Source organism: Georgenia sp., assembly GCF_054605595.1.
Genome location: NZ_JBTSDU010000080.1, coordinates 1 through 14,085 on the forward strand (window position 1 = coordinate 1; position 14,085 = coordinate 14,085).

General features: G+C 71.3%; 10 protein-coding genes. 1 reads left to right on the forward strand and 9 read right to left on the reverse strand.

Annotation, left to right across the window (positions count from 1 at the left end):
- Positions 1–83 precede the first annotated feature (83 nt).
- From ppdK to ACYC1Z_RS10115, 9 genes are all read right to left on the reverse strand, one after another.
- Positions 84–2,792, reverse strand: coding sequence for a pyruvate, phosphate dikinase (gene ppdK / locus ACYC1Z_RS10075; protein WP_461409389.1), 2,709 nt, complete (start codon positions 2,790–2,792; stop codon positions 84–86).
- Positions 2,793–3,211: 419 nt separating this feature from the next.
- Positions 3,212–4,333 carry an ABC transporter permease gene (locus ACYC1Z_RS10080; RefSeq protein WP_461409390.1) on the reverse strand — a complete coding sequence of 374 codons (1,122 nt, stop codon included), beginning with the start codon at positions 4,331–4,333 and terminating at the stop codon, positions 3,212–3,214.
- Positions 4,334–4,692: 359 nt separating this feature from the next.
- Positions 4,693–5,355: an ATP-binding cassette domain-containing protein gene (locus tag ACYC1Z_RS10085; protein WP_461409391.1), complete on the reverse strand. Its 663-nt coding sequence runs from the start codon at positions 5,353–5,355 to the stop codon at positions 4,693–4,695.
- An 866-nt stretch (positions 5,356–6,221) separates the two neighbouring features.
- Complete coding sequence (locus ACYC1Z_RS10090; protein ID WP_461409392.1) at positions 6,222–7,340, reverse strand: bifunctional 2-methylcitrate synthase/citrate synthase; 1,119 nt, start codon at positions 7,338–7,340, stop codon at positions 6,222–6,224.
- A 33-nt stretch (positions 7,341–7,373) separates the two neighbouring features.
- Positions 7,374–8,267, reverse strand: coding sequence for a methylisocitrate lyase (prpB, locus tag ACYC1Z_RS10095; protein WP_461409393.1), 894 nt, complete (start codon positions 8,265–8,267; stop codon positions 7,374–7,376).
- Entirely contained in the window at positions 8,267–9,811 is a 1,545-nt protein-coding gene (locus ACYC1Z_RS10100) for an MmgE/PrpD family protein (protein WP_461409394.1), read from the reverse strand. Before ACYC1Z_RS10100 ends, prpB begins: the two co-directional genes overlap by 1 nt.
- Before the next feature lie 58 nt (positions 9,812–9,869).
- Complete coding sequence (locus ACYC1Z_RS10105) at positions 9,870–10,637, reverse strand: GntR family transcriptional regulator (protein ID WP_461409395.1); 768 nt, start codon at positions 10,635–10,637, stop codon at positions 9,870–9,872.
- Positions 10,638–10,757: 120 nt separating this feature from the next.
- Entirely contained in the window at positions 10,758–11,822 is a 1,065-nt protein-coding gene (locus ACYC1Z_RS10110; RefSeq protein ID WP_461409396.1) for a 1-acyl-sn-glycerol-3-phosphate acyltransferase, read from the reverse strand.
- Entirely contained in the window at positions 11,822–12,715 is an 894-nt protein-coding gene (locus ACYC1Z_RS10115; protein WP_461409397.1) for a patatin-like phospholipase family protein, read from the reverse strand. Before ACYC1Z_RS10115 ends, ACYC1Z_RS10110 begins: the two co-directional genes overlap by 1 nt.
- Before the next feature lie 234 nt (positions 12,716–12,949).
- Between ACYC1Z_RS10115 and ACYC1Z_RS10120 the strand changes: the two genes are divergently transcribed.
- Entirely contained in the window at positions 12,950–13,720 is a 771-nt protein-coding gene (locus tag ACYC1Z_RS10120; protein ID WP_461409398.1) for a glutamine amidotransferase, read from the forward strand.
- Positions 13,721–14,085 lie beyond the last annotated feature (365 nt).

The following is a 14,085-nucleotide window of genomic DNA, read 5'->3' on the forward strand; positions in this document are numbered from 1 at the left end:
GGTGCGGAACCGACCGGCGGTCCCGGTGCGGAACCGACCGGCAGACCGGCGGAGCCTCCACGGTGCGGACGTCGGCCCCACGCTCAGGCCGTGGCGTCCTCCCCGGCCATGACGGCGGCACGCCCGGCCTCGAGGCGGGCGATCGGCACCCGGAACGGGGAGCAGGAGACGTAGTCGAGCCCGGCGTTGTGGAAGAAGTGGATGGACTCCGGGTCGCCGCCGTGCTCGCCGCACACGCCCATGTGCAGGTGCGGGTCGGTCGCGCGGCCGCCGGTGACGCCGGCGACGACGAGCGCACCGACGCCGTCGGCGTCGAGCGTCTCGAACGGGGAGATGGTGAGCACGCCGTTCTCGAGGTAGTCGGCGAAGAACGCGCCCTCGACGTCGTCGCGCGAGAAGCCCCACGTCGTCTGGGTGAGGTCGTTGGTGCCGAAGGAGAAGAAGTCCGCCTCCTCCGCGATGCGGTGCGCGGTCAGGGCCGCCCGGGGCAGCTCGATCATGCAGCCGATCGGCAGCGCCAGTTGGGTGCCGGCCGCCCGCCCGACCTCGGCGAGAATGTCCTCGGCCTCCTCGCGGACGATCTGGAGCTCACGGACCGAGCCGATGAGCGGGACCATGATCTCCGGCTGCGGGTCCTTGCCGGCCGTCCGCAGCTCGACGGTGGCCTCGGCGATCGCGCGGATCTGCAGGCCGAACAGGCCCGGCACCTTCAGCCCGAGCCGCACCCCGCGCAGGCCCAGCATGGGGTTCTGCTCGTGCATGCGGCGCACCGCGGACAGCAGCTTCACGTCCCGCGGGTCCGGCTTGCCCGCCGCCTCGGCGAGGGCGACCTTGACCGAGAGGTCGGTCAGGTCCGGCAGGAACTCGTGCAGCGGCGGGTCGATGAGGCGGATGGTGGTCGGGAGGCCGTCCATCGCGTCGAGGAGTTCGAGGAAGTCCTGGCGCTGCAGCGGCAGGAGGGCGTCGAGGGCGGTCTTGCGCTCCTCGTCCGTGCTCGCGAGGACGATGTGCTCGATGTACTCGCGTCGCGGGCCGAGGAACTGGTGCTCGGTGCGGCACAGGCCGATGCCCTCCGCGCCCCGCTCGCGCGCCCGACGGGCGTCATCGGCGTTGTCGGCGTTGGCACGCACCCGCATCCGGCGGACGGTGTCCGCGTGGGTCATGATGCGGTCGACGGCGAGGATCAGCTCGCGCATCGCGTCGTCCTCGCACGCGGCGAGCCCGGCGTCCAGGCCCGAGGAGATGTAGAGCATCACCGGGGAGTCGACCACCGGGACGTCACCGAGGAAGACCTCGCCCGTCGTCCCGTCGAGGGCGATGACGTCCCCGGGGTGCAGGACACGCCCGTCGACCCGGACCTCCTGGGCGGCGACGTCGACGTCGACCGCCTCGGCCCCGACCACGGCGGTGGTTCCCATGCCGCGGGCCACGACCGCCGCGTGGGACGTCTTGCCGCCGCGGGAGGTGAGCACGCCGTCGGCGGCGATCATGCCCTGCAGGTCGTCCGGGTTCGTCTCCCGGCGCACCAGGATCACCTTCGCCCCCGCCGTGGAACGCTCGACGGCCTGGGCGTTGTCCAGGACGATCTCGCCCACCGCGGCGCCGGGCGAGGCGGCCATCGCGCGGGTCAGCAGCACCCGCTCGGCGTCGGCGTCGAACTGCGGGAACAGCAGCTGGGTCAACTGGCCGCCGGTGACGCGGGAGATCGCCTCGTCCATCGTGATGAGGTTCTCGTCGACGAGCTGGGTGGCGATGCGGAAGGCGGCGCCCGCGGTGCGCTTGCCCACCCGGGTCTGCAGCATCCACAGCTTGCCGCGCTCGATGGTGAACTCGATGTCGCACAGATCCCGGTAGTGCGTCTCCAGGCGCCGCATGGCCTGGCGGAGCTCGGTGTAGGACGTGGGGTCGAGATCCTCCAGCTCCGCCAGGGAGAGGGTGTTGCGGATACCGGCGACGACGTCCTCGCCCTGGGCGTTGGAGAGGTAGTCGCCGTAGACGCCGGAGTGCCCGGTGGACGGGTCGCGGGTGAACGCGACGCCGGTGCCCGAGGTCTCGCCGAGGTTGCCGAAGACCATGGTCACGACGTTGACTGCGGTGCCCAGGTCGTTGGGGATGCGCTCGCGGCGCCGGTACAGCCGCGCCCGGTCGGTGTTCCACGACCCGAACACCGCCTCGATCGCCAGGTCGAGCTGCTCACGCGGGTGCTGGGGGAAGGACCGCCCGGTCCGGTCCCGGACGATGCTCTTGTACGTGGCTACCAGGTCCTGGAGGTCGCCTGCGGTCAGGTCGACGTCCGACGCCGCACCGACCTCCGTCTTCTTGTCCTCCAGGGCGTGGGCGAAGAGGTCGCCGTCGATGTCGAGGACGGTCTTGCCGAACATCTGGATGAGGCGACGGTAGGAGTCCCACGCGAAACGCTCGTCGCCCGAGGACACCGCCAGGCCCTTGACGGAGGCGTCGTTGAGGCCGACGTTCAGGACCGTCTCCATCATGCCGGGCATGGAGAACTTCGCCCCGGAGCGGACGGAGACGAGCAGCGGGTCGTGGAAGTCGCCGAGCTGGCGACCGAGCGCGTCCTCGATCTCACGGACGGCCATGGTGACCTCGACCCGTAGCTCGGGGGGCACGGTCCCGTCGCGCATGTAGGCGCGGCACGCCTCGGTGGTGATCGTGAACCCCGGCGGCACCGGCAGCCCCAGCTTGGTCATCTCCGCCAGGTTCGCACCCTTGCCGCCGAGCAGGTCCTTCTGGTCCTTGCCACCCTCGCTGAACCGGTACACGTACTTCGGCATCTCTCGGCCTCCTCAAGGCACTCACTCGTGGGACGCAGATGACGTTATCGTGACTTGCGTCACGGCCTACGATAGGGAGTCCGCGGGGCGGCGGGGGCGACCATGGGCTCAGATGGGACTCGGCCGTGAGGCCGGCCCGCCCGCGGCCGTGGCGCGGGCAGCTCTCGGGCCCAGTTTGCGTTCAACCTGGCTATGCGGCCTTCTTGATGGCGGGGCCGGCTCCGCAGCCCGCGCGAGGCCGAGCTCTACCAGCAGTGGATCGACAACGACCGCGAGTTCCGCGCCCTGATCGCACACATGCGCGAGGTCGCCGCCCAGGCCACCGAACTCATCCTCGACGACACCAGGGCCCAGCGTCACTCACAGGTCTAGACGCAAGCTCAGAGTCCAGCCGCGATCCCGGATGGCAGCCTCGGCAGTCACCTCACCGTGACCCGGCGGAACACCACCACGGCTGTCGCGGTGAGCCCGAGGAGCCACCCGAGCGCCAACAGCAAGCCGCCGGTCTCGTCGAAGCCCGAGGTGAACGCCCCATCCATCATCACTCTGACGGCGCCGTGGGCGGGCATGAACTTGGCCCAGGGAGGCGGCGCTGCATCGAACATGGCGTTCTGAGCCAAGCCGATGTCGATGAAGGGAACCACCAGCAGGACGTAGAGGCCCCCGAGGCGACCGAATACCGGGCCGACGATGACTCCGATCGTTGCGTAGGTGAGTGCGACCAGGACGTTCGCTCCGATGAACAGGGGCCAACTCGCGGCATCGAAACTCAGTGCGGTGACCGCGATCGTGGCCGCCGTCGCCACCAAGGCCGCCACCGCGATGACCGCCATCCGCACGCCCAGGATCTCCCCCGGTCGGTAATCGGTCAAAGAGAGTCGTCGATCTGCCTGGGCGGAGTCCAAGATGACGAACAGCCCCGCGAGCGAGGCCAGGAACCCGATCGTGATGGGGACCATGATCGCTCCGTGTACGTCGGCCATCGAGATGATCGAGAGCCCACGTCGACCTCTCTCGACGAGTTCGACCGGCGTGGGGTCATCCGGGGTGACCGCGATCGAGGTCGAGATGAACGCGACCGGCAGCCCCACGATGAGGACCCACATCACCGGCATCCGGCGGAGCTGGCGACTCGCCGCGCCGAGCCCGGCGGTGATGCGGCGGCGTGCAGGGCTGGTGACCCGGGTTGCCTGTTTGTGAGGGCGCGTCGTGGCCGTCAGCGCCACCGCCGCCACCGCGACACTGCCCGTAGCCCACAACAGCGACCACCCCAGGTCGCCCACGGTCGCGCCATGACCGGACGCCACGTCGGTCACGACCGACGTGGGGAAATGGAGGGGAAGCAGCCGTAGCACCGGCGCCACGCCACCCATGGCGGGTCCGAAGAACACATCGAATATCCAGGCGAACACCACGATCAGCGACCCGTTCAACTCCGAGTGCACCAACGCCCCCACCAACACCCCGAACCCCGCGTAGATCACTGCGGCCAACGCCGTCGCCCCGATCACCCTTCCGGTTCCGGCCACGTCGGTGCGCACGGCCAACGCCACCAACGCCCCGGCGGACGCCACGGTCGCCAGCACCAGTGTCGAGACGAGCCTCGAGGCCACCACTGCGCCGGCACCGGCTCCCGCGACGGCTAGCCTGCGATCGGCGTCGCGGGACTGCGAGACGTGGAAGAACCCCGCCACTCCGGCCAGCACTGCGGCGGCCCATGCGGCGGTGGCCGCCTCCACGTCTCCCAGGTCGGCCGCGCCACCCAGAATGTTGGCGAAGTCTCCCAACGCGCCGGCCGACAGCGTCACGAAGACCACCGGAACGACCACCAGCAGCACCACGTTGAGCGGGCGCCGCCAGTACTCGACCATCCAGCGTCCGCTCAGGGCCAGGGCCGCGGTCATCGCAGCACCGTTCGACCGTCGATGAGGTCATAGATTCGGTCGAAGCGCTCCTCGTCGGCGATGAAGTGGCTGATGATCAACAAGCTGGCCCCGGCGTCGCGTCGCTGCGCGGTGAGTTCCCAGAACCGCTGGTAGGTGTCCCAGTCGAACCCCGCATAGGGCTCATCCAGGAACAACAACGCCGGATCATGCAGCATCGCCAGCGCCAAGTTCAGTTTCGCTCTCGTCCCGCCCGAGAGTTCCTCTACCCGAGCCTTAGCGAAGCGCGCGAAGTCGAGATCCTCGTAGAGCTGCTCACGTGACTGGGCCAGCTCACCCACTCCCAACCCGTAGGCGGCGCCGAAGAGGTCGAGATGTTCATCAACGCTCAGCCGCTCATAGAGCACCGGCGTCTGCGGGCAGTACCCGAAGCTCGGGGTCCGATCCACGGTGCCTGCGTCGGCGGTCAGGTCGCCCACGAGCACCTTCATCAGCGTGCTCTTGCCCGACCCGTTCTCCCCGACGAGCCCGACGACCTCACCGGGGAGCAGCTCTAGGCCAGCACCTCTCAGCACCGGCAATGTCTGACGTCGTGGCCACCAACCCCGGCGATACGCCTTCCATACCCCCGCCGCGGACAGCACCTGACCCGATGGTCGGGCGGCATCGTTCTGGCCCACCGCGTCCTTGGCACTCGCGTGGGCGGCACGGTGTTCTCTTGTCACTGTTACTCCTGTTCCCTGTCGTCGCGGCACAGCAGGCCGAAGGCCGCACAGCGCGCCATCTCTCTCCCAACATGCGGGGTCGGCATCCCCCAACCCGGGAGACGCGCACCCCAGGGCCATCCCCACGACCATGCGCGAGACCAGCGCCGCATCGACCTCACGATAGGTCCCGGTCCCGGTCCCGGTCCCGTCCTCGAGCAGCACGTGGCTCCGCGCCCGCACGTCTTCGAGGGGCTGTCGGGCAGTAGTCCGCTGCCGCCCCCAATCCAGACGGCGCGGCCAAGAGCGCCGCCTTGACCAGTTCCGGCCCAGCGACCACGAACCTGGCCAGACCCCTCATACCGGCTCGCCAGTATGGCCTCGACCGCTTCGGGCGTGTCCACGTCGAGACGGAATCGTTCCGCTGCCTGAGCCGGACGGGGCACCACTCGCTCATCAACGAGCGCGCTGAACGCCTCATCCAGATCGCTGACGTAGCAGTAGAACAGCCCCCGCGAAGCGTCCGCTCGACGCACGACCATGGGCGCGGTGATCCCATACCAGTCGGTCTCGGCCAGTTCAGCCGCCAACGCAGCCATCAGTTCCTGACGTCGGACCTCAGGCCCGAGACGGCGGCGACTCGCGGCCCCCACATCGACATGGTGACCATTAGTGACATGCGTGTCAATCGCATCCGAACCGTGAGCGCGACGTACTGGTTCGTAGGCTCGGCCGGCGATCATCCCCTCGCTGGTCGCGGTATGGCGCTGCTCGTCCGGCCCGAGCGCCTCGGTCTCAGGCCAGGTGCAGCCCCGGGCCCGGGCCGGCTGCCGCTCGGCGGCTCAGGCCAGGTGTCGCTCGGCCGGGCCGGAATATGCGCTGAGCGGGCGGATGAGGGCGTTGTCGGCGAGCTGCTCCATGATGTGCGCGGTCCACCCGACGATCCGGGCGGCGACGAACAGCGGCGTGAAGGTCCCCGTGTCGAAACCCATCAGGTGGTAGGCCGGTCCGGAGGGGTAGTCCAGGTTCGGCTGGATGTCCGTGCGCTCGCGCATGCCCCGCTCGAGGGCGTCGTACAGGGCGGCGAGGTCGGGCCGGTCGTGGTGCGCCACGAGCGTGTCGAGGGCGGCCTTCATGGTGGGCACGCGGGAGTCGCCGTGCTTGTACACGCGGTGCCCGAACCCCATGACCTTGCGCTTCTCGGCGAGCGCCCGCTCCAGCCACGCGTCGGCACGGTCGGCGGTACCGATCTCCTCGAAGACGTGCATCACGGCCTCGTTCGCACCGCCGTGCAGCGGCCCCTTGAGCGCCCCGATGGCACCGACGACGGCGGAGTACAGGTCCGCCAGCGTGGAGGTGATGACGCGCGCGGTGAACGTGGAGGCGTTGAAGGAGTGCTCGGCGTAGAGGATGAGGGAGACACGGAACGCGTCGACCACGACCGGGTCGGGCACCTCCCCGAAGGTCATGTGGAGGAAGTTCTCCTCGTAGCCGAGGTCCTCGCGGGCGGGCACCGGCGCCTGGCCGCGGCGGCGGCGCTGGTCGTAGGCGATGACCGCGGGGAGCTGGGCGAGCAGCCGGGTGGACTTGGCGAGGCCGGCCGCCGGGGAGGCGTCCACCGTCGTCGGGTCGACCGCCCCGATCACGGAGACGGCGGTGCGCAGCACGTCCATCGGATGGGCGGTGGTGGGCGTGAGGTCGACGACGGCACGGACGGTGTCGTCGAGGGCCCGCTGGCCCCGGCCGGCGTCCTCCAGCGCGGTGAGCTGGGCGGGGGTGGGCAGCTCGCCGTGCCACAGGAGGTAGGCGACCTCCTCGAAGGTGCACCGGGCGGCGAGCTCCTGGACGGGGTAGCCCCGGTAGAGCAACGAGTTCGTGTCGGGGTTGACCTTGGAGATGGCTGTCGTGTCGGCGACGACGCCCACGAGGCCCTTGCGGATCTCGGTCTGGGTCGGGGTCATGATCGCTCCCTTGCGGTCGGTGCAGCGCTGACGTCAGAGGTGGAAGTTGTACAAGGAGGTGTCGAAGGTGTTGTAGGCGGGGTAGTCGAGGAGCTCGTAGAGGTCGGCGCGGTGCTGCATCTGGTCCAGGAGCGGGGCGAGGGTGCCCTGCTCGTTGAGGGTGTCCAGGGCCCGCTCCGCGGCGCCCATCGCGATCCGCAGCAGCGAGACCGGGTAGATGACGATACTGATGCCCGCGGACCCGAGCTGGGTGGTGGTGAAGAGCTCGGACTTGCCGAACTCCGTCATGTTGGCCAGGACGGGTACGTCGACGGCGGCCCGCACCGCCTCGAACTCTGCCAGGTCCGCCATCGCCTCGGGGAAGATCGCGTCCGCCCCGGCGTCGACGAGCCGGCGGGCCCGGTCGATGGCGGCCGGGAGGCCGTCGACGCCGCGGATGTCGGTGCGGGCCATGACGAGCAGGTTCGGGTCGCGCCGGGCGTCGACGGCGGCCCGGATGCGCTTGATCGCGACGTCGGCGTCGACGACCTGCTTGCCGTCCAGGTGGCCGCACCGTTTGGGGTTGACCTGGTCCTCGATGTGCAGCCCGGCCACGCCGGCGTCCTCGAGCTCCTGGACGGTGCGGGCCACGTTCATCGGCTCGCCGAAGCCGGTGTCGGCGTCGACGAGGGCGGGCAGGTCGGTCATCCGGGCGACCTGCCCGCTGCGTCCGGCGACCTCGGTGAGCGTGGTCAGGCCGATGTCGGGCAGGCCGAGGTCGGCCGAGAGCACCGCGCCGGAGATGTAGACGCCGTCGAAGCCCTTGTTCTGGATGAGCTTGGCGCTGAGGGGGTTGAACGCGCCGGGGAAGCGCAGGAGCTCGCCGGTGGCGAGGCGGGCGCGCAGGGCGGCGCGCTTGTCCGCGGCCGAGGTGGTGGCGTAGAGCATCAGAAGATCCCTTCGGGGGCGGTGACGGAGGCGATCCGGTCGGCCGGGGCGGTCACGGTCAGCTCCCCGAGCTCGTCTGCCGTGAGCTCGGGCAGGTGGCGGGCGGCGTCGAGGAAACGCTCGATCTCGCCCGCCTCGAGGACGCCGTCGGCGAGCGTGCGGAACTTCGCCTCGTACTGCTCGCGGGCGAAGGGCCGGGCACCCAGGGGGTGGGCGTCGGCGACGGCGATCTCCGCGACGATGCGTGCGCCGTCGGCCAGGGTGATCTCCACGCGGCCACCGAACGCCTTCTCCGCCGGGTCTTCCGCGTGGTACCTCCGGGTCCACTCCGGGTCCTCGGCGGTGGTGATCTTGCGCCACAGCGCCACCGTGTCGGGGCGGGCGGCCCGCTCGGGGGCGTAGGAGTCGACGTGGTGCCAGGCGCCGTCCTGCAGGGCGACGGCGAAGATGTACGGGATCGAGTGGTCGAGCGTCTCACGGGAGGCGGTGGGGTCGTACTTCTGCGGGTCGCCCGCGCCGGAGCCGATGACGAAGTGGGTGTGGTGGCTCGTGTGGATGACGATGCCGGCGACGCCGTCCGGGTCGGCGAGCTCGGGGTGCTCGCGGTGGAGCCGGCGGGCGAGGTCGATGAGCGCTTGTGACTGGTACTCCGCGGAGTGCTCCTTGGTGTAGGTGTCCAGGATCGCCCGCTTGGCGGCACCGGGTGCCGGCAGGCGCACGTCGTAGGCGGCGTCCGGGCCGTCGAGGAGCCAGGCGATGACGCCGTCCTCGCCCTCGTAGATCGGGGTGGGCGAGGTCTGCCCGCGCATGGCGCGGTCCACGGCCTCGACGGCGACCTTCCCGGCGAAGGCCGGCGCGTACGCCTTCCACGTCGAGATCTCGCCCTTGCGGGACTGCCGGGTCGCGGTGGTGGTGTGCAGCGCCTGGCCGATGGCGTGGAAGATCACCTCGGGAGGCAGGGCGAGCAACGTGCCGATGCCGGCCGCGGCCGACGGTCCCAGGTGCGCGACGTGGTCGATCTTGTGCCGGTGCAGGCTGATCGCCCGCACCAGGTCGACCTGGATCTCGTAGCCGGTCGCGATGGCACGGACGACGTCGGCGCCGGTGAGGCCCCGCCGTGCGGCAAGGTGCTGGGCGACGGCCAGGATCGGCGGGATGTTGTCACCCGGGTGGGAGTACTCCGCCGCGAGGAACGTGTCGTGGTAGTCGAGCTCGCGCACCGCGACCCCGTTGGCCCACGCGGCCCACTCCGGGCTGACCCGGGCGGTTCGGGGTACGCCGAAGACCGTTGCGCCCGGGGCGTAGGGGTGGGCCAGCGCCTGCGCACGGGCGGCGACGGCGGGGCCGCGCAGCAGCGAGGCGGTCGCCACCGCGGCGTTGTCGATGACACGGTTGATCACCATCTCGGTGACATCGTCGTCGACGGCGACCGGGTCGGCGGCGACCTCGACGATCTTCCAGGCGAGCTGGTCCTCCCGCGCGAGCCGGTCCGCGCTGGGGTGCACCCGGACGTGGTGGGTGATGGTGGGGGCGTCGGCGGTCATGGCGTGGCTCCTTCGAGGACGGTCCGGGCGGTGGCCGTGGTGGTGGGGGCGTCGGCGGTCATGGCGTGGCTCCTTCGAGGACGGTCCGGACGGTGCCCGTGCTGGTGGTGGCGCCGGTGGCGGTGGCGTTGGTGTCCGCGCCGGAACCGCCGCCGGCTTCGGCGTCTGCGTCTGCGTCTGCTTCTGCGTCTGCGTCTGCGTCTGCGAGGCACTGGAGGATGTGCGTCAGGCTGGCGTGCAGGTGGACGGCGGTGGCGTGCGCGGCGAGCACACCGTCTCCCTGCGCGATCGCCTCGGCGATGGTGCGATGCTCGAGCGCGGACCGTGCCAGGCGGTCGGGGTTGTCGTGGGCCAGGCGGCGCGCCCGGGCCACGTGCGCCCGCAGGTTGGCGAGCGCGCGGCGCAGGTACGGGCTGCCCATCGCCTCGTCGATCGCGGTGTCGAGCTCGCCCACGAGGCGGTAGTAGGCGCCGTGGTCGCCGTCGATCAGGTCCCCGGCGGCCGCGAAGCGGTCCGCGAGCGTGCGGAAGACGGCGGGATCGCCGCGGCGGGACGCGAGCGCGGCCGCCTGCGTCTCGAGCGCCTGGCGGAGCTCGAACAGGTGCCGGACGTCGTCCGCGGCGAGGTGGGACACCACAAGGGTGCGTCCCCGGCCGGGGACGGTGAGCCCCTCGGCGGCGAGCCGGGCGAGGGCCTCGCGCAGCGGCGTACGGGAGAGGCCGAGCCGCTCCGCCTGCTCCGCCTCACCGAGCTCCGTGCCCGGCTCCAGACGGAAGGAGACGATCTCCTCCCGCAGGACGGTGTAGGCACGGTCGCTGGCTCGCACGGGCTCACCGTACCCACTCCACGTCAGTTTGTATACAAATACGACTGATGGGAGGTGGAACGTGGGTCGATCGTTCGGTTATGCATACCGGGCGGGCGGGCTCGGGGGATGGCCCGCTGGTCAGCGCTTGGACACCGCGGCCGGGTCGGGCCCGCGGTTCTCCTCGATCCACCGGTCGATGCGTTCCCACCAGTCGTACAGCCAGTCGATCCGAGCGTCCCGACCCACCGGGATCTCCTGGGGGCGCACCCCCCAGCCGTGCATGACGATGCGCTTGTCCATCGGCAACTCGCGCCAGATGTCGGTCACCGTGAGCAACCGGTCGAGCCCGGTGTGCGCGATGAAGATGACACCGGCATCCGGTGCCGCGTCGAGCGCGGCGAGCATCCCGCCAGGGCGGGGCGCCATCACATGACGCATGGCCGCCGCCCGCTCAGCCATCGCGTGGTGCCCGTCCTTCTGCAGCCGTTCGATGTGCCGCAGACGACGACGTGCGGAGAACTGCCCACCCTCGGGGAAGATCACGAACGCGTCGTTCACGTCGAGGCCCTTGGCCAGCCCGCCCACCCGGTCGGTCAGCCGGGGCTGCGGCTTCCGCGACCGCAGCCGCCCCGCGCGTTGGGACGGCGACGGGGCGATGAACCGGTTGGGCAGGCGGTTCAGCACGACGTCGATCGCCGGGTCCCACTGGAGAGTGTCCTTCAGGACCACGCGCGGCTCGCGGTCGTACCGGTTGAACAAGGCGTCCAGCAGGAGGAACGAGTCCCCCGGCCCGCCGTGCCGGCTCGCCACGATGATCGGGACGCCCGGCATCGCGCTGCGCACGCTCGCCCCCTCGATCTCGACCCGCAGGCGCAGCACCCAGCACATGTGCCGGGACAGCACGTCCAGGAGCGCTGCGGCCAGCCGGTAGTGGGCGTGTTGGAACGTCGCGGTGTGGATGTTCCGGCCGAAGCCGGAGCCGACCCACAGGCCGAAGAGGCACACGAGGGCGGCGGAGTCCCACAGCAGGTAGAAGGTCGCCAGCCACAACAGGCGCGGGATTCGCAGGATGCCCGGTATGAAGGCCGTGGCCGCGGTGCCGATCACCAGCCACAGGGGCAGGGAGGTCAAGAGCAGTACGGCACCAAGGACGACGGCGGGGCCGACGAGGACTCGGCGCGCCCAGCGTGGGGGGAGCCGCATCAGCCACCCGGTCCGGAGAGGTCGTGCCCGGCGAGGTAGTCCAGCGTGGCGGCGTGGGCTCGTTCCATCCGGCCGGTGGTACCGCCGAGTTTTCGGAGGGAGCTCAGCCGGTCGTCACCGGGCGCGACGCCACCGCTGGGCAGGACGTGGAGCGTGACGTCGTCGGGCAGGTGCGCGACGTCGTGGGCGAACCGGTGCCGGCGGGCGATCTCGAAGGCCACCTTGGCGGTGGCCACCGGCTGCCGCGGCACCGTGAGGGACTCCTCGACGCGCCCCACCTGGAGCACGTAGACGATCTTCGCGCCGGCCTGGACGGCGGCCTCGATGGGGATGGAGTTGACGATGCCGCCGTCGATGAAGTGCTCGCCGCCGATCAGGACCGGTGGGAGAACGCCGGGCGGTGAGGCGGAGGCCAGCACGGCGTCGATCAGCGGGCCGCTCCCGAACCAGTGCTCGGCGGCCCGCTCGATGCTCGCCGCGACGACCCACAGCGGCACGCTCAGGCCCTCGAAGGTGGCGTCGGCACCCAGCGCCTGGACGAGGAGGGAACGCAGCGGCTCGGGCGAGACGAAGTGGGTGCGGGTGCGGAGCATCCGCACGACCTGGCGCGGGACGCTGTGCCCGTAGACGGCGCGGGCGGCGGGAGAGGTCCAGGCCTCCTCGAGCCGGGTCAGGGCGTCGTGAGACGGGTCGGCGGCCAGGATCGCGCCGTTGATCGCGCCGATGGACGTGCCGACCACGAGCTCGGGGCGGATTCCCACCTCGAGGAGCGCCCGCACCATCCCCACCTCGACGGCGCCGCGGACACCGCCGCCGCCGAGCACGAATGCGACTGGACCTGCCACGATCCCATCGTGGCACTCGGTCCGGATCCGGGCACACGGCACATCCATTCGGGTGGGAGGGTGGCGACGACGTCGCCGAGCTCGCCCCCGGTCCGGATCCGGGCGCATGGCGCATCCGGCACATCCGACGGATCCGGCACGTCTGACACATCCGCACACACGCCTCGACGAGCCGCACAATCAGCCCGCCTGCCGGTCTCACCATCTGACACGCCAGGCACCCCCCGTTCCCCTGACCGGACGCCACGGGCCGCCACCGGGCACCTCTGGTTCGCTCGCCCCATGTCCAAGCCGTTCGCCCTGCTCGCCTCGCGTGGCGAGCGCGTGGCCGCCGACGAGGAGTACGCGAGCTTCCTGCGCTTCACCGGCCTGCGGACGGAGCAGCTGCGCCGGGTACGGACGGAGGCGGGCCCGTTCGAGCTCGACCTCGACGACCTCTCCGGCGTCTTCCTCGCCGGCAGCCCGTTCACCATGTCGACCCCGGAGTCGCAGAAGAGCGCCACCCAGCTCCAGGTCGAGGCGCAGCTCGCCGAGGTGCTGGCCGAGGTCCACCGCCGCGACTTCCCGTTCCTCGGGCTGTGCTACGGCGTCGGCGCGCTGGGTGCGGTCGCCGGCGGGGTGGTGGACGGCACCTACGCCGAGGAGACCGCCGCCGTCGAGATCACCATCACGCCCGACGGCGCCGCTGACCCGTTGCTGGGCGACCTGCCCGCCACATTCGAGGCGTACGTCGGCCACAAGGAGGCGTGCACGGTGCTCCCCCGCGGCGCGACCGTCCTGGCGACGTCGGCCGCGTGCCCCGTCCAGGCCTATCGGCTCGGTCACAACCAGTACGTCACCCAGTTCCACCCGGAGATGGACCGCGACGCACTGGTCACCCGCATCGAGGTCTACCGCGGCGCGGGCTACTTCCCCGAGGCCGCGGCCGACGCCGTCGTCCGGCGCATCTCGGGCGCGGACGTGTCGGCCTCGCACCGGCTGCTGCGGGCGTTCGTCGAGCGGTTCGCCGCCGTTCAGGACACGGCGCTCTCGGAGGCGGCGGTGCCGGCGTAGTCGCCGATCGTCTCCGCACCCGCAGTCGGTCGAGCGGGCGGGCCGGGGTCCAGGCCCGGGAGCAGCCGGCGACGATGACGCCGCTGCTGCAGCCCGCAGTCGGTCGAGCAGGCGGGCCGGGGCCCAGGCGACCGGCAACCGGCGACCGGCGACCGGCGACCCGGTGACGAGGGGGAGAAGGTCTCCGCGCCGATGACGCGCGCGGTCTCGGTCCACCGCCCGACAGGCCGGGCGGCCAGCCGCAGCGGCCCGGTAGGCCAGGCCGCACCGGCCAGGTAGGCCAGGCCGCACCGCCACTTAGGTCAGGCCGCACCGCCAACCGAACAGGGCCCCGCGGGAGCGAATCGCTCCTACGGGGCCCCGGC